General features: G+C 71.1%; 25 protein-coding genes and 1 other RNA gene. 12 read left to right on the top strand and 14 right to left on the bottom strand.

All coding sequences use genetic code 11. The features are described 5' to 3' along the window. Positions 1–36 precede the first annotated feature (36 nt). A complete protein-coding gene (locus KA217_04870; protein MBP7711782.1) occupies positions 37–456 on the top strand; it encodes a hypothetical protein in 420 nt (139 codons plus the stop codon). Positions 457–483: 27 nt separating this feature from the next. Here KA217_04870 and KA217_04875 read toward each other — a convergent pair whose 3' ends face one another. The 5 genes from KA217_04875 to KA217_04895 all read right to left on the bottom strand — a co-directional run bounded on the left by KA217_04875 (position 484) and on the right by KA217_04895 (position 4,765). Then, entirely contained in the window at positions 484–1,314 is an 831-nt protein-coding gene (locus tag KA217_04875; GenBank protein MBP7711783.1) for a metal ABC transporter permease, read from the bottom strand. Further along, a complete protein-coding gene (locus KA217_04880; GenBank protein MBP7711784.1) occupies positions 1,311–2,096 on the bottom strand; it encodes a metal ABC transporter ATP-binding protein in 786 nt (261 codons plus the stop codon). Before KA217_04880 ends, KA217_04875 begins: the two co-directional genes overlap by 4 nt. A 2-nt stretch (positions 2,097–2,098) precedes the next feature. After that, entirely contained in the window at positions 2,099–3,034 is a 936-nt protein-coding gene (locus KA217_04885) for a zinc ABC transporter substrate-binding protein (protein MBP7711785.1), read from the bottom strand. A 97-nt stretch (positions 3,035–3,131) separates the two neighbouring features. Beyond that, positions 3,132–3,629, bottom strand: a complete 498-nt coding sequence (locus tag KA217_04890) for a bacterioferritin (GenBank protein MBP7711786.1) — start codon at positions 3,627–3,629, stop codon at positions 3,132–3,134. Between the two features lie 155 nt (positions 3,630–3,784). Next, positions 3,785–4,765: a universal stress protein gene (locus tag KA217_04895; protein MBP7711787.1), complete on the bottom strand. Its 981-nt coding sequence runs from the start codon at positions 4,763–4,765 to the stop codon at positions 3,785–3,787. Between the two features lie 214 nt (positions 4,766–4,979). Here KA217_04895 and KA217_04900 point away from each other — a divergent pair, with 214 nt between their 5' ends. Together KA217_04900 and KA217_04905 are read left to right on the top strand one after the other, a co-directional pair. Then, a complete protein-coding gene (locus KA217_04900) occupies positions 4,980–5,606 on the top strand; it encodes a pit accessory protein (protein MBP7711788.1) in 627 nt (208 codons plus the stop codon). 11 nt (positions 5,607–5,617) lie between these two features. Beyond that, positions 5,618–6,745 (top strand): inorganic phosphate transporter, encoded by a 1,128-nt coding sequence (locus tag KA217_04905; GenBank protein ID MBP7711789.1) that lies wholly within the window; start codon positions 5,618–5,620, stop codon positions 6,743–6,745. 21 nt (positions 6,746–6,766) lie between these two features. Here KA217_04905 and corA read toward each other — a convergent pair whose 3' ends face one another. The 5 genes from corA to KA217_04930 form a co-directional block, all read right to left on the bottom strand. Continuing rightward, positions 6,767–7,900, bottom strand: coding sequence for a magnesium/cobalt transporter CorA (gene corA, locus KA217_04910; protein MBP7711790.1), 1,134 nt, complete (start codon positions 7,898–7,900; stop codon positions 6,767–6,769). Further along, positions 7,897–8,481 (bottom strand): 5-formyltetrahydrofolate cyclo-ligase, encoded by a 585-nt coding sequence (locus tag KA217_04915; GenBank protein ID MBP7711791.1) that lies wholly within the window; start codon positions 8,479–8,481, stop codon positions 7,897–7,899. Before KA217_04915 ends, corA begins: the two co-directional genes overlap by 4 nt. Before the next feature lie 56 nt (positions 8,482–8,537). Then, a non-coding RNA gene (gene ssrS / locus KA217_04920) (6S RNA) lies at positions 8,538–8,724 on the bottom strand. A gap of 9 nt (positions 8,725–8,733) precedes the next feature. Further along, positions 8,734–9,051 carry a cell division protein ZapA gene (locus KA217_04925; GenBank protein MBP7711792.1) on the bottom strand — a complete coding sequence of 106 codons (318 nt, stop codon included), beginning with the start codon at positions 9,049–9,051 and terminating at the stop codon, positions 8,734–8,736. A 1-nt stretch (position 9,052) separates the two neighbouring features. Further along, the gene (locus KA217_04930; protein ID MBP7711793.1) at positions 9,053–9,256 is read right to left on the bottom strand and encodes a TIGR02449 family protein; all 204 of its coding nucleotides are present in this window, start codon (positions 9,254–9,256) and stop codon (positions 9,053–9,055) included. Positions 9,257–9,471: 215 nt separating this feature from the next. Between KA217_04930 and KA217_04935 the strand changes: the two genes are divergently transcribed. The 6 genes from KA217_04935 to KA217_04960 all read left to right on the top strand — a co-directional run bounded on the left by KA217_04935 (position 9,472) and on the right by KA217_04960 (position 16,553). Then, the gene (locus KA217_04935; protein ID MBP7711794.1) at positions 9,472–10,029 is read left to right on the top strand and encodes a UPF0149 family protein; all 558 of its coding nucleotides are present in this window, start codon (positions 9,472–9,474) and stop codon (positions 10,027–10,029) included. Beyond that, positions 10,029–11,396: a Xaa-Pro aminopeptidase gene (gene pepP / locus KA217_04940; protein MBP7711795.1), complete on the top strand. Its 1,368-nt coding sequence runs from the start codon at positions 10,029–10,031 to the stop codon at positions 11,394–11,396. The genes KA217_04935 and pepP overlap by 1 nt, the downstream gene beginning before the upstream one ends. 3 nt (positions 11,397–11,399) lie before the next feature. Beyond that, positions 11,400–12,821, top strand: a complete 1,422-nt coding sequence (locus KA217_04945; GenBank protein MBP7711796.1) for a form I ribulose bisphosphate carboxylase large subunit — start codon at positions 11,400–11,402, stop codon at positions 12,819–12,821. An 86-nt stretch (positions 12,822–12,907) separates the two neighbouring features. Beyond that, positions 12,908–13,267 carry a ribulose bisphosphate carboxylase small subunit gene (locus KA217_04950; protein MBP7711797.1) on the top strand — a complete coding sequence of 120 codons (360 nt, stop codon included), beginning with the start codon at positions 12,908–12,910 and terminating at the stop codon, positions 13,265–13,267. Between the two features lie 77 nt (positions 13,268–13,344). Further along, positions 13,345–14,148 carry a CbbQ/NirQ/NorQ/GpvN family protein gene (locus tag KA217_04955; protein ID MBP7711798.1) on the top strand — a complete coding sequence of 268 codons (804 nt, stop codon included), beginning with the start codon at positions 13,345–13,347 and terminating at the stop codon, positions 14,146–14,148. Then, positions 14,145–16,553, top strand: coding sequence for a nitric oxide reductase activation protein NorD (locus KA217_04960; protein MBP7711799.1), 2,409 nt, complete (start codon positions 14,145–14,147; stop codon positions 16,551–16,553). Before KA217_04955 ends, KA217_04960 begins: the two co-directional genes overlap by 4 nt. Position 16,554: 1 nt before the next feature. Here KA217_04960 and fba read toward each other — a convergent pair whose 3' ends face one another. The 4 genes from fba to tkt all read right to left on the bottom strand — a co-directional run bounded on the left by fba (position 16,555) and on the right by tkt (position 21,971). Then, positions 16,555–17,619: a fructose-bisphosphate aldolase class II gene (fba, locus tag KA217_04965; protein ID MBP7711800.1), complete on the bottom strand. Its 1,065-nt coding sequence runs from the start codon at positions 17,617–17,619 to the stop codon at positions 16,555–16,557. Positions 17,620–17,634: 15 nt separating this feature from the next. After that, on the bottom strand, positions 17,635–18,819 hold the full coding sequence (locus tag KA217_04970; protein MBP7711801.1) for a phosphoglycerate kinase: 1,185 nt from the start codon (positions 18,817–18,819) through the stop codon (positions 17,635–17,637). Between the two features lie 81 nt (positions 18,820–18,900). Continuing rightward, on the bottom strand, positions 18,901–19,914 hold the full coding sequence (gene gap / locus KA217_04975) for a type I glyceraldehyde-3-phosphate dehydrogenase (GenBank protein ID MBP7711802.1): 1,014 nt from the start codon (positions 19,912–19,914) through the stop codon (positions 18,901–18,903). A gap of 56 nt (positions 19,915–19,970) precedes the next feature. Next, on the bottom strand, positions 19,971–21,971 hold the full coding sequence (gene tkt, locus KA217_04980; GenBank protein MBP7711803.1) for a transketolase: 2,001 nt from the start codon (positions 21,969–21,971) through the stop codon (positions 19,971–19,973). A gap of 207 nt (positions 21,972–22,178) precedes the next feature. Between tkt and metK the strand changes: the two genes are divergently transcribed. The 3 genes from metK to metF all read left to right on the top strand — a co-directional run bounded on the left by metK (position 22,179) and on the right by metF (position 25,622). Next, complete coding sequence (gene metK / locus KA217_04985; GenBank protein ID MBP7711804.1) at positions 22,179–23,333, top strand: methionine adenosyltransferase; 1,155 nt, start codon at positions 22,179–22,181, stop codon at positions 23,331–23,333. 106 nt (positions 23,334–23,439) lie between these two features. Continuing rightward, the gene (locus tag KA217_04990; GenBank protein MBP7711805.1) at positions 23,440–24,762 is read left to right on the top strand and encodes an adenosylhomocysteinase; all 1,323 of its coding nucleotides are present in this window, start codon (positions 23,440–23,442) and stop codon (positions 24,760–24,762) included. Then, positions 24,762–25,622: a methylenetetrahydrofolate reductase [NAD(P)H] gene (gene metF, locus KA217_04995; protein ID MBP7711806.1), complete on the top strand. Its 861-nt coding sequence runs from the start codon at positions 24,762–24,764 to the stop codon at positions 25,620–25,622. Before KA217_04990 ends, metF begins: the two co-directional genes overlap by 1 nt. Positions 25,623–25,641 lie beyond the last annotated feature (19 nt).

The raw sequence follows: 25,641 nt of genomic DNA on the forward strand, positions 1-25,641 counted from the left end.
TTCTTCGGCTCGGCCGGGGTCGGGGTCGGCGCCTTCGTGGGCGCGGGTTTCTTCGCTGCCGGCGCCTTGGGGGCCGGCGCCCTTGCTACCGGTGCCTTCGCGGCTGGCACCTTCGCGGCCGGTGCCTTCGCCGGCGGCGCTTTCTTCCGCTCCGCGGGCCTTGCCGGCTCGGGGGCCTTCGCCGCGGCCGCCTTCTTCGCCACGGGCTTCTTCGGCGGGGTCGCCTTCTGTGGCGGCGCCGCCTTTCCGGGCGCGGCCCTCTTCTTTGCCGCCGCCTCAACCGCTGTGGCCTTCTTCGAGGCCTCCGCCTTCACTGGCGCGGCCTTGGCGGCTGCGCTCGGGGGTACCGACTGGGCTTTCTTTGCGGCCATCGGGGTCTCCGACGGTTCACTCCTGGTGGACTGCCGGCTTCGCCCGGCAGGGCGGATGTTTATAGCGTGTCGTGCACCGGTCTGACAACCAGGCCTCCCCAAGCGTAGCCGGTCAACGGCGGGCCCGCCGGCGCACTGCCTCCCGGCCGAGGGTCGACGCCAGATACGCGAGCCCGGCGAGGACGATGATGACGGAGCCCGAAGGCAGGTCGGCGCCATACGACAGGGCGAGTCCGCCGCTGGTGAAGGTCGCCCCGAGGACGGTCGCCAGCAGCATCATCCGGCCGATGGAGCCCGCGTACTGGGCCGCGATGGCCGCGGGCAGCGTGAGCAGCGCGATGACCAGGATGAGCCCGACCACCCGGATGAGGAGCACCACCGTCACCGCCACCAGGGCGAGCAGCAGGAGGTAGACGAGCTCCACGCGAACCCCCCGCAGGAGCGCGAGCTCGTCGTCGAAGCACACGGCCAGGAACGGCTTGTAGAGGACCCCCACCAACAACAGGATGCCCGCGTCGATGGCCGCCATCAGGTAGAGGTCCTCCCGGGTCACCATCAGGATGTTCCCGAACAGGTAGCTCATCAGGTCGGGCCCGTAGCCCGGGGCGCGCGACAGGAACAGCACCCCGACCGCCATGCCCACGGCCCACAGCGCCCCGACCAGCGTGTCCTCGTGCTGGCGCCAGCGCAGGGAGACCCAGCCCACGAGGAACGCGGTCACGAGCGCCGCAGCCAGGGCCCCCCAGAGCGGGTCCGCCCCGAAGTAGTACGCGATGCCCATGCCGCCGAGGACCGCGTGGGCGATGCCGCCCGCGAGAAAGGCGATGCGCTTGACCACCACGTAGGTGCCGACGACCCCGCAGCCGACGCTGGCGAGCAGGCCCGCGGCGAGGGCGTGCTGCAGGAAGGCGTGCTGGGAGAGGGCCTGGAGGAACTCGGTCACGAGGTCGGGCCACCGGATCGGCTCGCGGGGGCGGGGTGTGCCGCGAGGTCGCCGGCCGCGTGGGTGTGGTGGATCATGCGCACGGGCTGGCCGTAGAGCGCGGAGATGGTCTCGCCCGTCAGTTCCTCGGTGGCGTGGCACATCAGGGTGCGGTTCAGGCACGCGACCCGGGTCACGTAGCGGGAGATGAAGCCCACGTCGTGGGAGACGACGACCACCGCCAGGCGCTCGCTCAGGCGCTTCAGCAGGTCGAAGATCTCGGTCTCGACCCGCTGGTCGATGTTCGCGGTGGGCTCGTCGAGCAGCAGCACCTCCGGCTCGGAGACGAGCGCCCGGGCCACGAGCGTGCGCTGCATCTGCCCGCCCGACAGGGTGCCGATGGGGCGCTCGGCGAGCCCGGCGACCTCGGTCTCGCGCATGGCCTCGGCCGCGAGCGCGCGGTCCTGGGCGGTGAACCCCCCGAACGGCCGGGTGCGCCCGAGCCGGCCGAGGGCGACGCAGTCCCGCACCGAGATCGGGAAGTCCCGCGAGAAGGACGGGTACTGGGGGACATACCCGATGCGCCGGCGAGCGGCCGCCGGGGTGCTGCCCAGCACCGTGACCCGCCCCCGCGTCGGTGCGAGGAGCCCCAGGACGAGCTTGAGCAGCGTGCTCTTGCCGCCGCCGTTCGGGCCGACCAGGCCCAGGAACTCCCGCCTGCCGACCTCGAGGCTCACCCCCTCCAGGACGCCGACGCCGTCGTAGGCGAAGCTCACGTCCTCGAGCGTGATGACGGAGTCCATCCCTACCTCAGGGCCGCCCGGAAGGCCGCGGTCACCCGCCGCAGGTTGTCGGCGTAGTCCGGGGCGAGTGGGTCCACGGCCGCTACGGTGCCCCCGAGGGCCCGGGCGAGGGCCTGCGCGGCGGCGGGGTTGTCCCGTGGCCCCACGAAGATCACCTGCACGCCCGCGCCCCGCGCCTGCTCGATGAGGGCTGCCAGCGTGCGGGCGCCGGGCTCCTTGCCGCCCTGCTCGATGGGGACCTGGGTGAGGCCGTAGGTGTCGGCGAAGTAACCCCAGGCCGGGTGGAACACCAGGAACCGGCGCCCCTCCGCCCCGGCGAGCGCCGCCCGGATCTCGGCGTCCAGGGCGTCGAGCTCGCCGGCGAGCCGGTCGTAGCCCGCGGCATAGGCCAGGGCGCCGGCGGGGTCGGAGCGGGTCAGTTCGTCGCGGACCTGGGCCGCCATCCGCTTCGCGAGTGGTGGACTCGTCCAGACGTGGGGGTCCGGCCGCCCGGGGGCCGGTGCTGCGGGTTGCCGCCCGGCGCCGCCGGTCTCGGGCCCTGCGCCGTGCCGTTGCCGGGACTCGCCGTGCCGGTGGCCCTCGACCTGGCGGAGCGCGACCGCCTCGCGCTGGTCCACGACCCGCAGCCCCGGGCTCGCCTGCCGGATCCGCTCGAGCCAGACGTCCTCGAAGTCGACCCCGACGCGGAAATAGACGCGGGCCCGGGAGGCCTCCACCATCTGCCGCGGGGACGGCTCGTAGGCGTGCGGGTCGCGGCCGGGCCCGACCAGCACCGAGGTGCGTAGCCGCTCCCCGCCGACCCGGTCCACCAGATACTGCTGGGGCGCCACGCTGACGAGCACGGCCATCGGTTCGGCCGCGGCAGCCGCGTCGGTACCCGCGGCACCCGGGGCGAGACCTGCGAAGACCCAGGCGAGCAGGGCGGATCGGGTGGGCATTCAGGGATTCCCCTGGCGCCGCGGCGTGGGCCGATGACCGGCGCCGGGGCGGCGCGGGGCCCCGGGCGCCGGGAGGGCCGGGATGGCCCCCGGTCCGTCAGGTCTCGGCAGCGCCGCCGGCGGTGTTGCGGCTGCGCTCGATGGACTGCAGGACCAGCCAGCTCTCGCCGAACTTGCGCAGATTCTCCAGCTCGGTGTCGAACTGGTCGTAGTGGCGCTCCTCGTCGGCGATGATGTCCTCGAAGATCTGCTTGGACACGGCGTCGGCGGCGTTGGCGCACTCCATCGCCCACGCGTTGTAGTCGCGGGCGCTCTCCTCCTCCATGCGGGTGGCCATCGCGAGCATCTCGCCCACGTCGCGGACGGCCGCTACGCGCCCCGAGGGGACCATGGCCACGTCGCCCTTGAGGAACAGGATGCGCTCGGCCAGCCGCTCCACGTGCCCCATTTCCTCGATCGCGGTGCGCCGGAACAGGCCCGCCAGAAGGTCGAAGCCCATGTCGTCGCAGTGGAAGTGGAAATACATGTACTGGTGGACGGCGGTCAGTTCGTCGGCGACCGCGCGGTTCAGCAGTTCCACGCTCTTCTCGTGCATCTCGTTGCCCCTCAGGTTGCGCCAGGTGTGACTGAGGCCTGGCCCGATCGATCAGTCTACCCCGAGCTCCCGGCCGCGCGGTGTCACCGCCACGCCCGGCCCCGGCATGGCGCCACAGTAACCCCATCGCCCCCCCGGGCCAAGGCCCCGGGGCGTCAGTCCTGCAGGGAGACGGGCGTGACGAAGCCCGGCGGCTTGATGGCGAGGACCGAGCACTCGATCTGCTCGAGGATTGCCTCGGCCGTGTTGCCCATGATCAAGCCTGGGATCCCCGTGCGGGCCACCGTCCCCATGACCACGAGATCCGCCTCCAGTTGCCTGGCGAGGGCGGGGATCTCCTTGCGCGCCGAACCCTTCACCAGATGCACGCTCGGCTTGAGGTACTGCACCGTCTCCTTGCCGATGGTGTCCTCCAGGTCGAGCATCAGCCGGTCGAGGTTGGTCGCGACGCGTTGGCGCGCGTACGCCACGTAGGGTGCGATCTTCTCCTCAGGGGTGTTCCCGAACGGGCCGCGCAGCAGGGACTCACCCATGGCGTCCCACACGCTGGCGACGTGCAGTTCCGCGAACTCGGACAGGGCCAGGGCCGCCGCCCGCCCGAGGACCTCGTGATTCAGCGCGCGCCGGGTCTCCAGTTCCTCCGCGGGGTACCGGTCGTCGGCGTCCACCGTCGCCAGGATGCGCGGCCTCGCGTTCGCGGCCGCGCACTGGATGAGCCAGACCGGGCAGGGGCACTTGCGCAGGAGGTGCATGTCGTCGCTCCCGAAGACCCGGTCCAGCCAGCCGGGGCGCTCGGGCGGCCGGACCACGAGGTCGTGACCGGCGCGGATCACCTCGCGCACCACCTCGAGATAGGGGGTGCCCGTCAGCACCCGGGTCCGGATGGGAAGCTGCTCGCGAAAGGGCGAGACGAGGCCCTCGAGGAGCGCGCCGCGCTCGGCGGCGAGCCCGGCCTGCAGCTCGAGAGCGAGGGTCCCGGTCTCCGGCGCGCCGGTGCCCAGGGCGAGCTGCGGTAGCACGTCCACGACCGTGAGCGCGGCCTGGTTGTTCTCGGCGAGCGCCACCGTGCGCTCCAGCACCAGGGCGCAGGGCTCGTCGGGGTTCACGACGAAGAGGATGTTCTCGAATTGCGTCATCTCGCACCTCCTCCTGGGGGAAGACGCACTCTACCTGCCGGGCGGCTCGACTCCAACCCGTGCCGCGACGGGGGGTGGCGGGCTCCTCCGGAAGAGGGATTCGATTCGGGGGGACCGCATCGGGTGGGTGCCGTTATATCATTTCGCCCGCCGGCCGGGCCCGGGGCCCCGGGCCCCCCGCGGGCCGGCACTCCCGCTCCACCGAGGGGCTCTCATGTTCTCCCTGCAGACGATTTTCGGTAAGGGCACCCAGTTCTTCGGGCTGCTCGAGGATGCCGCGGTGACCGCCGTGGACAGCACCCGGGCCTTGCACACCATGCTCCGGGAGCACCACCAGCCGCTCCAGCTCGATACCTTTCGCCTCGCCCGGGAACGGGAGAGGGCCGTCTCCGACAAGATCAACGAGGAGCTCCTCTGCAGCTTCGTCACCGCTCTCGAGCGGGAGGACATCGAGGCGCTGCGCGCCGCCCTCGTCCGGATCCCGAAGCAGGTCGAACGCTTCGCCGAGCGTTACGCGCTCGCCACCGGCATCCTCGACGGGGTGGACTTCGCGCCCCGGGCGGCCATGCTCGAGCAGGCGGCCGAGGTCGTGCTGGAGATGGTCCAGAAGCTCCGCCGTATGAAGGCGGAGGAGATGAGACTGCTCAACGACCGCCTGCGCTCCATCGAGAGCGAGGCCGACCGGCTCATGCTGGAGTTGTACCGGGAGATCTACGCCGGCCGCTTCGGCGGCCAACAGATGTTCCTCATCAAGGAGTTCTTCGAGATCCTGGAGAAGGCCATCGACCGCTGCCGCGAGGCCGGCACCGTGGCCTACCAGATCGTCCTGAAGAACAACTGAGGGGGAAGACCTTGCTCTCCACCCTCGTCCTGGTGCTCGTCGCCGCGCTCGTCTTCGAGTACATCAACGGCTTCCACGACACGGCGAACTCCATCGCCACCGTGGTCGCGACCAAGGTGCTCTCGCCGATGCAGGCGGTGGGGCTGGCGGCGGTGGCCAACCTCGTCGGCGCGCTCTGGGGCACCGCGGTGGCGAAGACCATCGCCTCGGGCCTCATCGACCAGGCGGTCGTCGAGGTCACCTCCCAGGTGATCGTGTGCGCCCTGGCGGGCGGAATCGTCTGGAACCTGACGACCTGGTACGTGGGCCTGCCCTCTTCCTCTTCCCACGCCCTGGTGGGGGGGCTGGCGGGCGCGGCCATCGCCGCCAGCGACGGGCGCTGGAGCTCGGTCATCTGGTCGCAGCCGGCGGATTCCTGGTACCGCAGCGCCGGGGTGCTCTGGAAGGTCGTGGTGCCGATGGTCACCAGCCCGCTGCTGGGGTTCACGGTCGGGCTGCTGCTGATGGGCCTGCTCTTCGCCCTGTTCTGGGGGATGTCACTCAGGCCGGGGGTCCTGCGGCGCATCGCCCGGCCGCGCTGGGCCAACGCCTTCTTCGGCAAGGCCCAGCTGGCCTCGGCCACCTACATGGGGCTGGCCCACGGGCTGAACGATGCCCAGAAGACGATGGGGATCATCGCCCTCGCCCTGGTCTCCGCCCAGCAGGCGGGGACGCTCGACGGGCTGCCCGGATGGCTCGCCTGGCTGCACCCGAGCGAGGCGGCGCTCGCCCACGGGGACATCGACGCCTGGATCAAGGTGACCTGCGCGGTGACCATGGCGGCGGGCACCGCCGTGGGGGGCTGGCGCATCATCCGCACGCTCGGCCACAAGATGGTCCGGCTGCAGCCCGTGCACGGCTTCGCGGCCGAGACGTCCGCGGCCACGATCATCACCATTGCCTCCTCCCTCGGCATTCCGCTCTCCACCACCCACAACATCTCCGCCGCCATCCTCGGCGTCGGCGCCGCCAAGGGCTTCTCGGCCATCCGCTGGACGATCGTCGAGCGGATGCTGTGGGCCTGGATCCTGACCATCCCCGCTGCCGGTGGCATGGCCTACGGGCTGTACCGGTTCCTGCACGTCCTCGGGTTGACCTGACCCGCCCCGGGCCCCGGCCGGTCAGAGCCAGTCGCGGCGGCGGAACCAGTAGAGGAGGGCGCCGGCGATGCCGACGCTCACCAGCCAGAACACCGGGTAGGCCCAGGCGGACTCGTTCTCCGGGATGGGCATGTTCATGCCGTAGACGCCGGCGAGGAAGGTCAGGGGGACGAAGATGGTGCTGATGATGGTCAGCGTCTTCACGATGTCGCCGAGGCGGTTGGAGGCCGAGACCATGTGCATCTCCACCAGGTTGGCGGCGAGCTCGCGGTAGGTCTCCAGCAGGTCGAGGATGCGCACCACGTGGTCGTGCACGTCGCGCAGGTAGGTCCGCGTCGTGTCGGAGAGGCACTCGTGGTGCTCGCGATGCAGGTTGTCCAGCAGGTCCCGCATGGGCCAGCTGACGCGGCGCAGGACCGTCAGCTCCCGGTTCATGCGGTGGATCCGCTGGGGGGCGTTGCGCCCCGCCCGGTCCTGGAAGACCGCATCCTCGAGCTCCTCGAGGCCCTCGGAGATCTGTTCCAGGAGGGGGAACGAGTGGTCCACGACCGCGTCGATGAGGCAGTAGAGCAGGAAGCTCGCGTCGCTGCGGCGCAGCCGTGAGCCGGGGGTCTCGATGCGCTGCACGATGGGCGCGAACGGCTCCGGCCCGCGCGCGCGGAAGCTGAGCACGGTGTCGCGCCCGAGGAAGAGGCTCACCTGCTCGGTGTTCAGATTGCCGTCCACGCGGTCGACCAGCCGGACCACCACGAACAGGCGTCCGGGGCGATCCGGCGAGCCGGGGTAGTCCTCGGCCTTCGGGCGCTGCCCGCGGTTCACCACGTCCTCGACGGCGAGCGGGTGCAGCTCGTACTTCTCGGCGAGGGCGCGCAGGAGCGTCGGGTCCGCCACCCCCACCACGTCGATCCAGCGCACGCTCGACCACTCGGGGCGGTGAGTGGCGAGGAAGCTGCGCACGTCGTCCACCCGCTCGACGCGCACCTGCTCCGGGCAGTAGTCGACGCAGGTGACCACGATCGGGGCGTCGCCCCGTGCGAGGCCCGGAAGCTCGTGCGGCTCGATCCCCGGCGCCTTGCCCGGGCGTCCGAGGGCGCGCCCGAAGCGGTTCCGGCGGGGCCGTTCCGGGGGTCTGTGATTCTTCCGGCGGTGTGTCATCGGCGGAACCACTCCAGGCCGGCCTCGGTGGCGACGGCGTCGAGGGGGACGTCCCAGGGGCTCACGGCGAGCGCGGGGACCCGCTGGAAGCGGTACGCGGCGCCGACCAGGACCGGTCGCCTCCAGCGCAGGCGCCGGTGGGAGAACGCAAAGGTGCGGTCATAGTAGCCACCGCCCATCCCCAGGCGGTTGCCCGCGGCGTCGAAGGCGACGAGGGGCAGTACGACCAGATCGAGGGCGGAGGCGGGCACCTGGCGGTTGGCCGCCACCGCCGGCTCGGGGATCCCGAACCGGTTCGGGCGCAGGACCGTGTCCGGCGCGTAGGGCAGGAAGTGCAGGCGCCCCCGCTCGACCACGGGCAGGTAGCAGCGCTTGCCCGCCTGCCAGGCCCGGGTCACCAGGGCCGCGAGGTCCACCTCGCCCCCCCGGGACAGATACACCGCCAGGCGCCGGGCCCGGTGGAAGGCCCCGGTTGCGGCGAGGGCCCGGCAGATGCGCGCGCTCGCGTGTGCCCGGGCCGCCGGGTCCAACCGCCGGCGCTGCTCACGCAGCGCCCGGCGCAGGTCGCTCGAGGGGGTCACCGCAGGCAGGTCCGGGTGGATCGGGCTGGGCTCGGTGTGCGGCGTGCCTTGATGAGGTGTCCCCCGTAGGTGCCGACCGAGATCCTGCCCCCTTGAACCGAAGTTCAACTTGGGGGAATGGATCGGCGTCTCAGGCTTTCCGCAGCGTGGCGGACATGCACAACGACGCCGAGAGCCGACCCCCGAGGGCTGTGATATAGGCTCAAAGAGTACTGGATCTCTTTGCGAACACCACAGGGGACGTAAAGCACTCTAAACCGTTTGTCCGCTGCTGTCACTGCGCAGGGCGAGCTCGAGCTTGCCCTGGATCCGCTGCATTCCCGCGCCCACCGCGTCGGCGAGGATATCGTGGCGGCGGCGGTCCTGGAGCAGTTCGTGCGCGAGGTTGAGCGCGGTGATCACGGCGACCCGCTCGGCCCCGATGACCCGCCCGCCGTCGCGCATCTCGCGCATCTTGTGGTCGAGCAGCTGCGCAGCCTGCAGGAGGGCGTCGCGCTCGCTCGGCGGACACCCCACCGTGTATTCCTTGTCGAGGATCCGGATGGAGATCGGGGTGCTGGCCTCGGGCACGTCACATCTCCATGGACTTCAGGCGGGCGATCATGGACTCGACCCGATTGCGTGCGTGCTCCGTCTTCTCGATGAGGGCCGCGCGCTCGGTCAGCAGGTGCGTGTGCTGATTGCGCAGGGCGCGGTTCTCCTCGGAGAGGCGTTTGCTCCTGGCGATCAACTCGTCCACGAGTTGCTCGAGCGCCTTGATGTCCGGCGTGTCCATGGGTTCCCCGGTGTGGGCTCCGGCCTGCGGTCCGTCCCTCGGACGGGATGCCGAGCCGTGCGCCATCTGCTCATTTTATCGGCACTATAGAACCGGGGCCTGAGGGGGTCAACGGCGCGCGGTGTCACGCTTTTCCCGCGCCCTGGCGGTGGTTGGGGCGCCCGTGGGGCGGTGCTAGCATAGCCCCGGACCTCTCTTCGCGAAGGCAGCCGACCGTGACCGACCACGAGCCCACCTACGAATCGCTGGAGTCGGCGCTGAGCCAGGCCGATTCCGAGATGAGCCCCGCCGAGAGCCACGGGCTCGTCTGCGCGATGCTCTGTGTCGACCCCGCGGTGTCCGACGAGCGCTGGATGGGGGAGGTGGTGCCCGCGAGCCCCGAGGGCGAGGCGGACCCCGCCGGGGCGCGGGAGCTCCTCGCGCACCTGCGTGGGGCGAGCGCCGCGGCTCTCGCCGGCGAGGAGGCGGGGCTGCAGCTCTTCCTGCCCGAGGACGACGCGGCGCTCGCGCTGCGCACCGAGGCCCTCATCGACTGGTGCGACGCGTTTCTCTACGGTCTCGGGGTCGCGGGGCTGGACCATCGCTCCCTCAGCCCCGAGGCGCGCGAGGTGCTGGAGGAGCTGACGGAGGTCAGCCGGCTCGACCCCCAGGCCGAAGGGGAGGAGGACGAGCGGGCCTTCTTCGAGGTGAGCGAGTTCGTGCGGGTCGCCGTCATGCTGCTCTACGAGGACCTGCGCGAGCGCGACCGCGTGGAACACCCGACCGTGCACTGATGAGCGGGCTCACCCTCGACCGCAAGGAGTTCGCCCGCCGGCGCAAGTCGCTCATGCGCCAGATGGACGCGAACGGCGTCGCGATCCTCTTCACCGCGCCGGTGCGCATGCGCAACCGCGACGTGGAATACGCCTTCCGTCCGGACAGCGACTTCTACTACCTGACGGGGTTCCCGGAGCCCGAGGCGGTGATGGTGCTGGTCCCCGGGCGGCCCGAGGGCGAGTACCTGCTCTTCGTGCGCGAGCGTGACCTGGCGAAAGAGGTCTGGAACGGGCGCCGGGCGGGCCTCGAGGGCGCGTGCGCGGAATACGGCGCGGACGACGCCTTCCCCATCGGGGACATCGACGACATCGTCCCGGGGCTCATCGAGAACCGCGACCGGGTGTTCTACGCGATGGGCGTATACCCGGATGTCGACCAGCAGGTGATGGGCTGGGTGAGCCGCGTGCGCAGCCGGGCGCGTGCCGGGGTGAGCGTGCCGGGGGAGTTCGTGGCCCTCGACCAACTGGTGCACGAGATGCGGCTCGTCAAGAGCGCCGGCGAGCTGCGCCTGATGCGCCGCGCGGCCGAGGTGACCGCGGCGGCCCACGTGCGGGCGATGCGGGTGGCGCGTCCCGGGATGACCGAGTACCAGGTGGAGGCGGAGCTCGTGCACGCCTTCATGAGCGGGGGCTGCCGCGCCTCTGCCTACGCCCCCATCGTCGGCAGCGGCGAGAACGGGGTGATCCTGCACTACACGGAGAACCGCGACCCGCTGCGCGACGGCGACCTGCTCCTCATCGACGCGGGCGCGGAGTACGAGTACTACGCGGCCGACATCACCCGCACGTTCCCCGTCAACGGGCGCTTCACGCCGCCCCAGCGCGAGCTCTACGAGCTGGTGCTGCAGGCCCAGGAGGCGGCGATCGCCAAGGTGCGCCCGGGCAACCACTGGAACGAGCCCCACGAGGCGGCCGTCGCCGCCATCACCCGCGGCCTCGTGGAGCTGGGCCTGCTCAAGGGGCGTGTGCCGCGGCTGGTCAAGGAGGAGGCCTACAAGCCCTTCTACATGCACCGCACCGGCCACTGGCTCGGCATGGACGTGCACGACGTGGGCGACTACAAGGTGGACGGAGAGTGGCGGGTGCTGGAGCCCGGCATGACCATGACCGTGGAGCCGGGGCTGTACGTGGCGCCGGGCGCGCGCGGCGTGCCCCGGCGCTGGTGGGGCATCGGCATCCGGATCGAGGACGACGTCCTGGTCACCCGAGACGGGTGCGAGGTCCTGACCCGCGCCGTGCCGAAGACGGTCGCCGACGTCGAGGCCCTCATGGCCTCGGCCGCCACGGCGGCCCCGGAAAAAAAACATCTCCCCCGGGAGGGCTGAGCGATGGCGGTGAAGACCTACAAGGCGGGCGTGAAGGAATACCGCGAGACGTACTGGATGCCGGAGTACACGCCGGCCGACACCGACCTGCTCGCCTGTTTCAAGATCACGCCCCAGCCGGGCGTGCCCCGCGAGGAGGCGGCCGCCGCAGTGGCCGCCGAGTCCTCCACCGGCACCTGGACCACGGTCTGGACCGACCTGCTGACCGACCTCGACTACTACAAGGGCCGCGCCTACCGCATCGAGGACGTGCCGGGCGACGACACCTGTTTCTACGCCTTCGTCGCCTACCCCATCGATCTCTTCGAGGAAGGCTCGGTGGTGAACGTCTTCACCTCGCTCGTCGGGAACGTGTTCGGCTTCAAGGCCGTGCGCGCCCTGCGCCTGGAGGACGTGCGCTTCCCCATCGCCTACGTGATGACCTGCGGCGGGCCGCCCCACGGCATCCAGGTCGAGCGCGACATCCTGAACAAGTACGGACGCCCGCTGCTCGGCTGCACCATCAAGCCGAAGCTCGGACTCTCGGCGAAGAACTACGGGCGCGCGGTGTACGAGTGCCTGCGCGGGGGGCTCGACTTCACCAAGGACGACGAGAACGTCAACAGCCAGCCCTTCATGCGCTGGCGCCAGCGCTTCGATTTCGTCATGGACGCGGTCGACAAGGCCGAGGAGGAGACCGGCGAGCGCAAGGGCCACTACCTGAACGTCACCGCCCCGACGCCCGAGGAGATGTACAAGCGTGCGGAGTACGCCAAGGAGCTCGGCGCGCCCATCATCATGCACGACTTCATCACCGGCGGGTTCTGCGCCAACACGGGCCTCGCCAACTGGTGCCGGGACAACGGGGTGCTGCTGCACATCCACCGCGCGATGCACGCGGTGCTCGACCGCAACCCGCACCACGGCATCCACTTCCGCGTGCTCACCAAGATCCTGCGCCTCTCGGGCGGCGACCACCTGCACACCGGCACCGTGGTGGGCAAGCTCGAGGGCGACCGCGCCTCCACCCTGGGCTGGATCGACCTGCTGCGCGAGAAGCACATCCCCGAGGACCGCAGCCGGGGCATCTTCTTCGACCAGGACTGGGGGGCCATGCCGGGCGTCTTCGCGGTCGCCTCGGGCGGCATCCACGTCTGGCACATGCCGGCGCTGCTCTCCATCTTCGGCGACGACTCGGTCTTCCAGTTCGGCGGCGGCACGCTCGGGCACCCCTGGGGCAACGCGGCGGGCGCGGCGGCCAACCGCGTGGCGCTGGAGGCCTGCGTGGAGGCCCGCAACCAGGGCCGCGCCGTCGAGAAGGAAGGGCGGGAGGTGCTGGCCGGCGCCGCGCGCCACAGCCCCGAGCTGAAGGTGGCCATGGAGACCTGGAAGGAGATCAAGTTCGAGTTCGACACCGTCGACAAGCTCGACGTCGCCCACAAGTAGACGCGCCAGTCGGCGTGCCGCCGCCCGGGGCCGTTTTCGCCCGCGGGCGCGCCGCCGGGACGGATGAGCCGGGAGGCCGAGACACCATGAGCGAGATGCAGGACTACCAGTCGAGCCTGAGCGACCCGAAGAGCCGCAAGTTCGAGACCTTTTCCTACCTGCCGCCGATGACCCCGGAGCAGGTCCGCAAGCAGGTGGAGTACATCGTGAAGAAGGGCTGGAACCCGGCCATCGAGCACACCGAGCCGGAGAACGCCTTCGACCACTACTGGTACATGTGGAAGCTGCCGATGTTCGGCGAGACCGACGTCGACCGCATCCTGGCCGAGGCCGAGGCCTGCCACCAGGCGCACCCGAATCACCACGTGCGCCTCGTGGGCTACGACAACTTCGCCCAGTCCCAGGGCACCGCGATGGTGGTCCACCGGGGGCCGGTCGCGGCCTGAGCCGGGGCGGTGGAGGGACCGGGGCCCCCGACCGGCGCGCCGGCGGGGGCCTTTTCGTCGCAACCGGAGGAACCGCGGTGAACGAGCGCGACCCGTACCTGGTGGGCGCAGAGCCCTACTACCGCACCGTCGCCGACGAGGTCGTCCTCTACGAGGCGGCCTACGGCGCGCGCATGCCGGTGATGCTGAAGGGCCCGACCGGGGCCGGCAAGTCGCGCTTCGTGGAGTACATGGCCTGGAGGCTCGGCAAGCCCCTGGTGAGCGTCGCCTGCAACGAGGACATGACCGCCTCGGACCTGGTGGGGCGGTTCCTGCTCGACGCCTCGGGCACGCGCTGGCAGGACGGCCCGCTCACCACGGCCGCACGGATCGGCGCCATCTGCTACCTCGACGAGGTCGTCGAGGCGCGCCAGGACACCACGGTGGTGATCCACCCCCTCACCGACCACCGGCGCCAGCTCCCGCTCGACAAGAAGGGTGAGCTCGTACGCGCGCACCCCGACTTCCAGCTCGTCATCTCCTACAACCCCGGCTACCAGAGCCTGATGAAGGACCTGAAGCAGTCGACCAAGCAGCGCTTCGGGGCCATCGACTTCGGCTACCCGCCGATGGAGGTGGAAGTGGAGGTGGTGGCCCACGAGAGCGGTGTGGACGCCGCGACGGCTGAGAAGCTGGTGCAGGTCGCCCAGCGCGCCCGCAACCTGAAGGGGCACGGCCTCGACGAGGGGATCTCGACCCGGCTCCTGGTCTATGCGGGGAGCCTCATCGCCCGGGGCATCGAGGCGCGCGCGGCCTGCTCCATGACCCTGGTCCGCCCCCTCACCGACGACCCGGACCTGCGCGAGACCCTGGAGGCGGCGGTCGCGACGTTCTTCGGATGAGCGTCAGCCTCGACGAGCACCGCGAGCTCCTCGAGGGCGCCGACCCGGCGGTGCGGGACACGCTGGCGGCGAGCTTCGCGGAGGCCGCGCGCTGCATGTCGCCGCGCGCCCTGCAGGGCTACCTCGAAGGGGCGAAGGCGCTGCGCGGGCTCGGCCGCGGCGGCGACCTCGTGGTGTCCTATCTCCAGGCGATGCCGCCCGTCTGCAGGGAGGTGGGCGAGGACGTCGTCGCGGACTGCGTCGGCGCCGCGATGAAGCTCGCCTCGATGGTGAGCGGCGAGGTGGTCGGCCTCCTCTTCTCGAGCCTGCCCACGGCCGCGCGGCGGCTCGGTGACCCGGAGCTCCTGCGCGGCTACCTCGCCCTGGTGCACCAGCTCTCGGCGAAGGCGCCCCGGGGCCTGCGGCCCATGCTCTCGCGCCTGGACGAGCTGTTCTCTCGGCTGACGCTCGGGGGGTTGCGCCGCTGGGCGCTCTGGGGGGCGCAGGTGCACGGGCGGGACTACCCGGCGCTCGCCGCCTACTTCGCCCTCGAGTCCGCCGACAGCCGCGCGGTGCTGCAGCGGGAGCGGCGCGGGACGCTCTTCGTGGACACCCAGCGCGGGCTCAACTTCTACCTGCGCGCCCTCTGGGGGCGGGACTTCTACCTGCGGCCGACCTCCGGGGACCACGAGACCCGGGAGGGGACGCGGCCCTTCATCGAGGCCGGGGTGATCCACCTCCCGGATGCCTGCGACGACTTCGCGGGGCTCCCCGGCCGGGACCTGTACCGCGCGGCGGCGGCCCACGCCGCGGCGCACCTCACCTACACGCGCCGGCCCCTCGGGTCCGGGGACCTCGACCCGGTGCGCCGGCTGCTCGTCGGGCTCGTGGAGGACGCGCGGGTGGAGGCCCTCGCGATCCGCGAGCTCCCGGGGCTGAGGGCGCTCTGGGCGCCGTTCCACGCCGCGCGGGTGGAATCGCCCGGGGCGGAGCGCGACCCGGTGGTGCGCCGGCTCGAGCGCTGCGCCCGGGCGCTGCTGGACCCGGGGCAGGGACACCCGGAGCGGCGGGACGCGGGCCAGGGGGATTCGGGCCAGGGGGATTCGGGGCAGGGGGACCCTGACCCCTGGGTGCGCGAGGTGGCGGCGCGCTTCCACCGGGAGCTCGCGGGGCGTGCGACCGACCCCCGCTGGTCCGGGGAGCTCGGCGCGGCGCTCCACGAGGGGCTCGCCGCGGCGGTGGGCGCCCTCCCTGCGCTGCGGGTCCTGGAGGCCGCCGGGGCGCCCTACCGGGACGACAACCGCTACCTCTGGGCCGCGGACGAGGCGGCCTGGCCGGAGGCCGGGTACGTCCCGGGGAGTGAGCGGCAGACCCGCAGGACCGTCCGCGTCATGGAGATGGTCAACGAGGTCGACTGCGAGCTGGCCGGTGACGACGCCCAGGAGGTGTGGACGCTCACCAGCGAGTTCTTCCGCGACGGCGACCCCCCCGGGGTCAGCGTGAACCGTCTCGAGGGCCGGGAGCCGGTGAGCGAGCCGCACCCCTATCCGGAGTGGGACTACCAGGTGCAGCTGCACCGCCCCGACTGGGTGACCGTCCTGGAGAAGCGCCAGCCCCGGGGCCGCGCGGCCGACATCGACGCGATCCTGGCGCAGTACGGGCCGCTCGCGCGCCGGATCCGGCACACCATCGACGCCCTCCAGCCCCAGGGGCTGGTGCGCCTGCGCCGCCAGGAGGACGGGGAGGAGATCGACATCGACGCCGCGGTGGGGGCGATGGTGGCCCTGCGCCTGGGGCAGACGCCGGACCCGCGGGTGAGCGTGCGCTACGTGCGCAAGACCCGGGACCTCGCCGTCCTGCTGCTGCTGGACCTCTCCGAGTCCACCCGCGAGGTCCTTCCGGGCAGCGATCGGCCGGTGCTGCAGCTCGCCCGGGAGGCGACGACGCTCCTCGCCTGGGCCATCCACGGCATCGGCGACCCCTTCGCCGTGCACGGCTTCGCCTCGGACGGGCGCCACGACGTCCAGTACTACCGCTTCAAGGACTTCGAGCAGCCCTGGGACGACGCCGCGAAGGCGCGGCTCGCCGGGATGCAAGGGGGGCTTTCGACCCGGATGGGAGCGGCGCTGCGTCACGCCGCGGGCTTCCTGCGCCGCCAGCGTCAGCAGAAGAAGCTCCTGCTCCTCGTGACCGACGGCGAGCCGGCCGACATCGACGTGCGTGACCCGCAGTACCTGCGCGAGGACACCCGCAAGGCGGTGGAGGAGCTCGCCGCCCGCGGGGTGCAGACCTTCTGCCTGACGCTGGACCCCGCGGCCGACGAGTACGTGGCGCGGATCTTCGGGGCGACCCGCTTCGCCGTGGTGGACCGCGTCCAGCGCCTGCCCGAGCGCCTGCCGGCGCTCTTCGGGCAGCTGACACGCTGAATCAGGTCACCCGGGGGGCGAGCTCACCGCTCTCGTAGCGGCGGACCATCTTCTCGAGGGAGATGGGCTTGATCTTCGAGGCGTAGCCCGGGGTCCCGAAGGCCTCGTAGCGCGCCTTGCAGATCCCCTTCATGGCCTTGATGGACGCGGTGAGCCACTTGCGGGGGTCGAACTCCTTGCCGTTCTCGGCCAGGAACTTGCGGACCGCCCCGGTGGAGGCCATGCGCAGGTCGGTGTCGATGTTGACCTTGCGCACGCCGTTGCGGATCCCCTCCTGGATCTCCTCGACGGGCACCCCGTAGGTCTCGCCCATGTCGCCGCCGTAGCGGTTGATGACGGCGAGCCAGTCCTGGGGCACCGAGGAGGAGCCGTGCATCACCAGGTGGGTGTTGGGGATGCGCGCGTGGATCTCGCGGATGCGGTCGATGGCGAGGATGTCGCCGGTTGGCGGCCGGGTGAACTTGTAGGCGCCGTGGCTGGTGCCGATGGCGATCGCGAGCGCGTCCACGCCGGTCGCCTTCACGAAGCGGGCCGCTTCCTCCGGGTCGGTGAGCAGCTGGCTGTGGTCGAGGGTCCCCTCGGCCCCGATCCCGTCCTCCTCTCCCGCGACGCCGGTCTCGAGCGAGCCGAGGCAGCCGAGCTCGCCCTCCACCGAGACCCCGCAGGCGTGGGCCATCTCCACGACGCGGCGGGTGACGTCCACGTTGTACTCGTAGGAGGTCGGCGTCTTGCCGTCCTCGCCGAGCGACCCGTCCATCATCACCGAGGAGAACCCGAGCTGGATCGAGCGCTGGCACACCGCGGGCGAGGTCCCGTGGTCCTGGTGCATCACCACCGGGATGTGCGGGAACTCCTCGACCGCGGCCAGGATCAGGTGGCGAAGGAACGGCGCCCCGGCGTACTTGCGGGCGCCGGCCGAGGCCTGGACGATGACGGGGCTGTCGGTCTCGTGCGCGGCCTCCATGATGGCGCGCATCTGCTCGAGGTTGTTGACGTTGAACGCCGGGCAGCCGTAGCCGTGCTCGGCCGCGTGGTCCAGAAGCTGGCGCAGTGAAATCAGGGCCATGGCGGAACTCTCCCTCTACTTCCCGGTGGCGCGCTCTTCGAGGATGGCGACTGCGGGCAGCTTCTTGCCCTCGAGGAACTCGAGGAAGGCGCCGCCCGCGGTGGAGATGTACGACACCTTGTCGTAGATGCCGTACTTCTGGATGGCGGCGATGGTGTCGCCCCCGCCGGCGAGGGTGAAGGCCCGGGTTGCGGCGATCGCCTCGGCGATGGTGCGGGTGCCGGCGCCGAACTGATCGAATTCGAAGACGCCGACCGGCCCGTTCCAGACGACCGTGCCGGCCGCGAGGATGATGTCGGCCAGTTCCCGGGCGCTGCGCGGGCCGATGTCGAGGATCATGTCGTCGTCGGCCACCGCGCCCGCGTCCTTCACGACGGCCGGCTCGGCGGCGTCGAGGTTCTTGCCCACGACCACGTCCACCGCGACGGGGATGGTCGCGCCGCGCGCGCTCATCTTCTTCATCAGGTCCCGGGCGACGGGGACGAGGTCGTCCTCGCAGAGCGACTTGCCCACGTTCTTCCCGCTCGCCTTGAGGAACGTGTTGCCCATGCCGCCGCCGACCACCAGTTGGTCGACCTTCTCGGAGAGCGCCTCGAGCACCGTCAGCTTGGTGGAGACCTTCGAGCCGCCGACGATGGCGACCATTGGCCGGGCGGGGTGGGCGAGGGCTTGTTGGAGCGCGTCGAGCTCCCGCGTGAGCAGGATCCCGGCGCAGGCGACGGGGGCGAAGCGCGCGACGCCGTGGGTGGAGCCCTCGGCCCGGTGCGCGGTGCCGAAGGCGTCCATCACGAACACGTCGCAGAGTGCCGCGTACTTCTTCGCCGTCTCGTCGAGGTTCTTCTTCTCACCCCGGTTGAAGCGCACGTTCTCGAGGAGGACCAGCTCGCCCTCGGCCACCTCGAAGCCCCCCTCGACCCAGTCCCGGATGAGCCGCACCGGCCGGCCGAGCTTGGCGGAGAGGTCCTCGGCGACGGGGCGCAGGGAGTTCTCCTCGGAGTATTCGCCTTCCGTGGGGCGCCCCAGGTGGGAAACGACCATCACCCGAGCGCCCTGGTCCAGCGCGTGGCGGAACGTGGGCATCGAGGCGCTGATGCGGGCGTCGCTCGTCACCCTGCCGTCCTTCACCGGCACGTTCAGGTCGGCGCGCACGAGCACGCGCTTCCCCCTGAGGTCGAGGTCCGTCATCTTGATGACGTTCATCACCGGCTCCTTCGCTGGCATTCGCAGGCGAGGGCGGGGGAGGGCGGCCGGACGCCGCCCCGGACCCCGCCCGGGGGACCCTCACTTCGCCTTCATCAGGGCGAGCGTGGTGTCGAGCATGCGGTTGCAGAAGCCCCACTCGTTGTCGTACCAGGACAGGACCTTCACCAGCTTGCCGTCGATGACCTTGGTGAGGCCCGCGTCGTAGGTGGAGGAGACGGCGGTGTGGTTGAAGTCGATGGAGACGAGCGGCTCCTCGTTGTAGGCGAGGATCCCCTTCAGCTCGCCCTGCGCGGCCTCCTTCAGGATCGCGTTGACCTCGTCCTTGCTCGTCGGGCGCGCGGCCTCGAAGGTGAGGTCCACCACCGAGACGTTGATCGTCGGCACGCGCATCGCGAAGCCGTCGAGCTTGCCGTTCAGCTCGGGGAGCACGAGGCCGACCGCCGCCGCGGCGCCGGTCTTGGTGGGGATCATGGACATGGTGGCCGAGCGGGCCCGGCGCAGGTCCTTGTGGAAGACGTCGGTGAGGACCTGGTCGTTGGTGTAGGAGTGGATGGTCGTCATCAGGCCGCGCACGACGCCGATCTTCTCGTGCAGCGGGGCCACCAGGGGCGCGAGGCAGTTGGTGGTGCAGGAGGCGTTGGAGATGATCGTGTCCGAGGCCTTCAGCGTCTTGTGGTTGACGCCGTAGACGACGGTGGCGTCGATGTCCTTGCCGCCCGGCGCCGAGATGATGACCTTCTTCGCGCCGCCGGCGAGGTGCGCGCCCGCCTTCTCCTTGCTGGTGAAGAGGCCCGTGCACTCCATCACCACGTCCACTCCGAGCTCGCCCCAGGGCAGCTTCGCGGGGTCGTGCTGGGAGAGGACCCGGATGCGGTCGCCGTTGACCACCAGGGAGTCGCCGTCCACCGCGACGCTGCCCGCGAACTTGCCGTGAACGGTGTCGTAGCGCGTCAGGTGCGCGTTGATGCTGGCGTCGCCCAGATCGTTGACTGCGACGATCTGGATCTCCCCGGTCCGGCCCGCATCGTAGAGCGCGCGCAGGATGTTGCGGCCGATGCGCCCGTAGCCGTTGATTGCGACCTTGATTGCCATGTTGCTCTAGCCTCCCTCAACGCATTGATCTTTCGAATGAACGCGAAACCGCGGGCTCAGGCGGCGAGGACTTCCTCGAGTGCCTGGACCACGTTCTCCGTGGTGAATCCGAAGTGCTTGAACAGGGCCCCCGCGGGGCCCGATTCGCCGAAGCTGCGCATGCCGACGACCCGGCCTGCGGTCCCCACGTACTTGTACCACCCGTCCGCGACGAGCGCCTCGAGCGCGACCCGCGCGGCGACCGCCGCCGGCAGCACGGACTCGCGGTAGGCGGCGTCCTGGGCGTCGAACACGTCGGTCGAGGGCATGGACACGACCCGTACCCGCCGTCCCCGGTCGTTCAGCCGGCGGGCGGCGTCGACCGCGAGGGCGACCTCGGAGCCCGTGGCGATCAGGATCGCCTCCGGCCCCCCGGTGGGCTCCAGGAGCACGTAGCCGCCGCGGGCGACGGCGGCCATCTGCGCCGGGGTGCGCGGCTGGTGGGCGAGGTTCTGGCGCGACAGGACGAGGCTCGTGGGCCCGGTCCGGCGCTCGAGCGCGGCCTTCCAGGCGAGGGCGGTCTCCACCGCGTCGGCCGGGCGCCACACCGACATGTTGGGCGTCAGGCGCAGGGCCGCGACCTGCTCCACCGGCTGGTGGGTCGGGCCGTCCTCGCCGAGGCCGATCGAGTCGTGCGTGTAGACGAAGACGCAGCGCTGCTTCATCAACGCTGCCATGCGCACCGCGTTGCGCGCGTAGTCCATGAAGACGAGGAACGTGCCGCCGTAGGGGATGAACCCGCCGTGCAGGGCGGCGCCGTTCATGAGGGCCGACATCCCGAACTCGCGCACGCCGTAGTGGACGTAGTTGCCCGAGGCGTCGTCCCTGCGCACGCCCTTCGATCCCTTCCAGAGCGTCAGGTTCGAGCCGGCGAGGTCGGCCGAGCCGCCGAGGAGTTCCGGCAGCAGCGGACCGAAGCCGTCGAGCGCGTTCTGCGAGGCCTTGCGGGTCGCGATGCTCTCGGCCTTCGCGGCCACGGCGTCCACGAAGGCGCTGGCCTTCTCCTCCCAGTCCGCGGGGAGATCGCCGGCGAGGCGCCTCTCGAGCTCGGCCGCGAGCTCGGGGAAGGCGGCCCGATAGGCCACGAAGCGCTCCCGCCACTCGTCCTGCGCCGCGGCGCCCCGGACGCGGGCGCTCCAGGCGGCGTAGATCTCCTCGGGGATCACGAAGGGCGGGTGGGGCCAGCCGATGTTCTCGCGGGTCGCCGCGACCTCCTCCTCGCCGAGGGGCGAGCCGTGGCAGTCGTGGCTCCCGGCGAGGTTCGGGGAGCCGTAGCCGATGACGGTCTTGCAGCAGACGAGGGTCGGGCGGTCGCGCTCGGCGCGCGCCTCCTCGGCCGCCCGCCGGATGGAGGCGGCGTCGTGGCCGTCCACGTCCCGAATGACGTGCCAGCCGTAGGCCTCGAAGCGCGCGGGGGTGTCGTCGGTGAGCCAGCCCTCGACGTGGCCGTCGATGGAGATCCCGTTGTCGTCGTAGAAGGCGACGAGCTTGCCGAGCCCCCAGGTGCCGGCGAGGGAGCAGACCTCGTGGGAGATCCCCTCCATCATGCAGCCGTCACCGAGGAAGACGTAGGTGTAGTGGTCCACCACGGCGTGGCCGGGCCGGTTGAACTGGGCGGCCAGGACCTTCTCGGCGAGCGCCATACCGACGGCGTTGGCGAGCCCCTGGCCGAGCGGGCCGGTGGTGGTCTCCACGCCCGGGGTGTAGCCGTGCTCGGGGTGGCCGGGGGTCTTCGAGTGCAGCTGGCGGAACTGCCTGAGGTCCTCCAGGGAGAGCTCGTAGCCCGAGAGGTGCAGCAGGGAGTAGAGCAGCATCGAGCCGTGGCCGTTCGAGAGCACGAAGCGGTCGCGGTCCGGCCACGCGGGGTCGGCCGGGTTGTGCTTGAGGAAGTCGTTCCAGAGCACCTCGGCGATGTCCGCCATGCCCATCGGCGCGCCGGGGTGTCCCGACCGGGCCTTCTGGACCGCGTCCATGCTGAGGGCGCGGATGGCGTTCGCGAGGTCTCTCCGGGAGGGCATCAGGATTCTCCTCACAGCAAGAAGGCAACGCCGGCGCCGCGTGGCCCCGGTCTCGTGGTTGGAAGGATCCTGGCCCCGAGGACGTCCTGGCGGGGCCCGTGTGGGCCAATTTTCCCCCCATCGGCGCCCGAGCGGCAATAGCGGCGGCTGGGGTTATAATGCGCGGATCAGACCATCCCCCCTGCAACGTGGCGAGGACCCAACCCCATGGCGGACAGCTTCCTCTTCACCTCCGAGTCGGTCTCGGAGGGGCACCCGGACAAGGTCGCCGACCAGGTATCGGACGCCGTTCTGGATGCCTACCTGGCTCAGGACCGCCGGGCCCGCGTGGCCTGCGAGACCCTGGTCAAGACCGGCATGGTGGTGCTCGCCGGGGAGATCACGAGCAACGCCTCGGTCGACTACGACCAGCTCGTGCGCCAGGCGATCCGGGAGATCGGCTACTCTGGCTCGGACATGGGCTTCGACTGGCAGACCTGCGCGGTGCTGACCGCCATCGGCAAGCAGTCGGGCGACATCGCCATGGGCGTCGACGAGACCGGCGAGCACGAGCAGGGTGCCGGTGACCAGGGGCTGATGTTTGGCTACGCGACTCGCGAGACCGACGTCCTGATGCCGGCCCCCATCACCTACGCCCACCGGCTGGTCGCCCGCCAGGCCGAGGTGCGCAAGGCCGGGCGCCTGCCGTGGCTGCGCCCGGACGCCAAGAGCCAGGTGACCTTCCGCTACGAGAACCACCGGCCGGTGGCGATCGAGGCGGTGGTGCTCTCGACCCAACACGGGCCGGACGTGGGGATCACCACCCTGCGCGAGGCGGTGATGGAGGAGATCGTGAAGCCCGTGCTGCCGACCGAGTGGCTCACGCGGGAGACCCGCTACCACATCAATCCGACCGGGCGCTTCGTCATCGGCGGCCCGCTCGGCGACGCCGGGGTCACGGGGCGCAAGATCATCGTGGACACCTACGGCGGCATGGGCCGCCACGGCGGCGGCGCCTTCTCGGGCAAGGACCCGAGCAAGGTCGACCGCTCGGCCGCCTACGCCGCGCGCTACGTCGCGAAGAACCTGGTGGCCGCGGGGCTCGCCGAGCGCTGCGAGATCCAGGTCTCCTACGCCATCGGCGTGGCCCGCCCGACCTCCATCTCGGTGGACACCTTCGGCACGGGGCGGGTCTCCGACGCGCGGCTCGCCGAGCTCATCCAGGCGCACTTCGACCTGCGCCCGAAGGGCCTCATCACGATGCTCGACCTGCTGCACCCCATCTACCGCAGGACCGCGGCCTACGGCCATTTCGGGCGCGAGGAGTTCCCCTGGGAACGGGTGGACAAGGCCGAGGAGCTGCGCGAGGCGGCCGGCCTCTGAAGCCGCCCGGCGCCACCGGCACCGCGACCGGCACTGCCGTCGACACCGACACCGCGACCGGCACCGAATCCCGAGCGACACCGAACAGCGAGACAGAGTCCAGAACATGAGCAACCAGCCCGCCGTCCCACCGAGCCACGACCACCCCGACTACAAGGTCGCCGACATCGCCCTCGCCGAGTGGGGTCGCAAGGAGATCCGGATCGCCGAGAGCGAGATGCCGGGCCTGATGGCGCTGCGCGAGGAATACCGCGGGCAGAAGCCGCTCGCGGGCGCGCGCGTCGCGGGCTGCCTGCACATGACCATCCAGACCGCGGTCCTGATCGAGACCCTGGTGGAGCTCGGCGCCGAGGTCCGCTGGTCCTCCTGCAACATCTTCTCCACCCAGGACCACGCGGCGGCCGCCATCGCCGCGGCGGGCATCCCGGTCTTCGCCTGGAAGGGCGAGACCGAGGAGGAGTACTGGTGGTGCGTCGACCAGACCATCTTCGGGCCGGGCGGCTGGCGTCCCACCCTGCTGGTGGACGACGGCGGTGACCTCACGCTCGTGTTGCACGAGAAGTACCCGGAGCTCCTCGCCCACGTGCGCGGGCTCTCGGAGGAGACCACCACGGGCGTGCACCGGCTCTACGAGATGATGAAGCAGGGCACGCTCAAGGTGCCCGCCTTCAACGTCAACGACTCGGTCACCAAGAGCAAGTTCGACAACCTCTACGGCTGCCGCGAGTCGCTGGTCGACGGCATCAAGCGCGCCACCGACGTGATGATCGCGGGCAAGATCGCGCTCGTCGCGGGCTACGGTGACGTGGGCAAGGGCTGCTGCCAGTCCCTGCGCGGGCTGGGGGCCCAGGTGTGGGTGACCGAGATCGACCCCATCTGCGCCCTGCAGGCCGCCATGGAGGGTTACCGCGTGGTCACGATGGAAGAGGCCGCGCCGCTCGCGGACATCTTCGTCACCGCCACGGGCAACGTGCGCGTCATCGGGCTCGAACACGTGCAGGCGATGAAGAACGAGGCGATCGTCTGCAACATCGGGCACTTCGACGCCGAGATCGACGTGGCGGCGCTGCGTCAGTTCCCCTGGGAGAACATCAAGCCCCAGGTGGACCACGTGATCTTCCCCGACGGCAAGCGCGTCATCCTCCTCGCGGAGGGGCGCCTGGTGAACCTCGGCTGCGCCACCGGCCACCCGAGCTTCGTGATGTCGGCGTCGTTCACCAACCAGGTGACCGCGCAGATCGAGCTCTGGCAGAACGGGGAGCGCTACGAGCGCAAGGTCTACACGCTGCCCAAGCACCTCGACGAGAAGGTGGCGCGCCTGCACCTGCCGAAGCTCGGCGTGCACCTCACGCGCCTGAACGCGGAGCAGGCCGCCTACATCGGCGTGCCGGTGGACGGCCCCTACAAGCCCGAGTACTACCGCTACTGATGGAATCCCAACGCCGCCACCCCCGGACCTTCAGCTTCGAGTTCTTCCCCCCCAAGACGGAGGAAGGACAGGCGAAGCTGCGGGGGGTCCGCGACCGCCTGGCGCGCCTCGGGCCCCGGTTCTTCTCGGTGACTTACGGGGCCGGGGGCTCCACCCGGGACCGCACGCGGGAGACCGTGCTCGAGGTCCAGCGCGAGTCGGGGGTGGACTGCGCGCCCCACATCTCCTGCATCGGCGCGAGCCGCGAGAGCATCCGCGAGATGCTCGAGGACTACCGCGCCCAGGGGATCGCGCGCCTCGTGGCGCTGCGCGGCGACATGCCCTCGGGGATGCACGAGCCGGGCGACTTCCGCTATGCGCGCGACCTCGTCGAGTTCATCCGCGCCGAGACCGGGCGCCACTTCCACATCGAGGTGGCGGCCTACCCCGAGTTCCACCCCCAGGCGCGCAGCGCGCCGGCGGACCTCGAGGCCTTCCGGAACAAGGTGGAGGCGGGTGCCGACGGCGCGATCACCCAGTATTTCTTCAACGCCGACGCCTACCTGCGCTTCGTGGAGAGCTGCGAGGCGATGGGGCTCGCCGTGCCCATCGTCCCCGGGATCATGCCGATCACGAATTACGCCCAGCTCGCGCGCTTCTCGGACGCCAGCGGCGCGGAGATCCCGCGCTGGCTGCGCAGGCGCCTGGAGGCCCTCGGCGAGGACGCCGGGGCCATCGCCGAGCTCGGTGCCGATGTGGTGAGCGAGCTCTGCGCCCGCCTGCTCGAAGAGGGCGCGCCGGGGCTGCACTTCTACACGATGAATCGCGCCGAGCCGACGCTCGCCATCTGGGAGCGCCTGGGTCTCGGCGGGCGGGGGTAGGGCGCTGCCGGGGGTGCCG

It is taken from the genome of Gammaproteobacteria bacterium (genome assembly GCA_017999615.1).
Lineage (GTDB): Bacteria > Pseudomonadota > Gammaproteobacteria > JAABTG01 > JAABTG01 > JAGNLM01.

Coding starts and splice junctions, on each gene's coding strand:
- metF (MBP7711806.1), top strand. CDS start 24,762: ATGGAATCCCAACGCCGCCACCCCCGGACCTTCAGCTTCGAGTTCTTC.
- KA217_04945 (MBP7711796.1), top strand. CDS start 11,400: ATGGCGGTGAAGACCTACAAGGCGGGCGTGAAGGAATACCGCGAGACG.
- KA217_04930 (MBP7711793.1), bottom strand. CDS start 9,256: ATGGACACGCCGGACATCAAGGCGCTCGAGCAACTCGTGGACGAGTTG.
- KA217_04885 (MBP7711785.1), bottom strand. CDS start 3,034: ATGCCCACCCGATCCGCCCTGCTCGCCTGGGTCTTCGCAGGTCTCGCC.
- KA217_04990 (MBP7711805.1), top strand. CDS start 23,440: ATGAGCAACCAGCCCGCCGTCCCACCGAGCCACGACCACCCCGACTAC.
- KA217_04950 (MBP7711797.1), top strand. CDS start 12,908: ATGAGCGAGATGCAGGACTACCAGTCGAGCCTGAGCGACCCGAAGAGC.
- KA217_04890 (MBP7711786.1), bottom strand. CDS start 3,629: ATGCACGAGAAGAGCGTGGAACTGCTGAACCGCGCGGTCGCCGACGAA.
- fba (MBP7711800.1), bottom strand. CDS start 17,619: ATGGCCCTGATTTCACTGCGCCAGCTTCTGGACCACGCGGCCGAGCAC.
- corA (MBP7711790.1), bottom strand. CDS start 7,900: ATGACACACCGCCGGAAGAATCACAGACCCCCGGAACGGCCCCGCCGG.
- tkt (MBP7711803.1), bottom strand. CDS start 21,971: ATGCCCTCCCGGAGAGACCTCGCGAACGCCATCCGCGCCCTCAGCATG.
- gap (MBP7711802.1), bottom strand. CDS start 19,914: ATGGCAATCAAGGTCGCAATCAACGGCTACGGGCGCATCGGCCGCAAC.
- KA217_04970 (MBP7711801.1), bottom strand. CDS start 18,819: ATGAACGTCATCAAGATGACGGACCTCGACCTCAGGGGGAAGCGCGTG.
- KA217_04895 (MBP7711787.1), bottom strand. CDS start 4,765: ATGACGCAATTCGAGAACATCCTCTTCGTCGTGAACCCCGACGAGCCC.
- KA217_04900 (MBP7711788.1), top strand. CDS start 4,980: ATGTTCTCCCTGCAGACGATTTTCGGTAAGGGCACCCAGTTCTTCGGG.
- pepP (MBP7711795.1), top strand. CDS start 10,029: ATGAGCGGGCTCACCCTCGACCGCAAGGAGTTCGCCCGCCGGCGCAAG.
- KA217_04960 (MBP7711799.1), top strand. CDS start 14,145: ATGAGCGTCAGCCTCGACGAGCACCGCGAGCTCCTCGAGGGCGCCGAC.
- metK (MBP7711804.1), top strand. CDS start 22,179: ATGGCGGACAGCTTCCTCTTCACCTCCGAGTCGGTCTCGGAGGGGCAC.
- KA217_04880 (MBP7711784.1), bottom strand. CDS start 2,096: ATGGACTCCGTCATCACGCTCGAGGACGTGAGCTTCGCCTACGACGGC.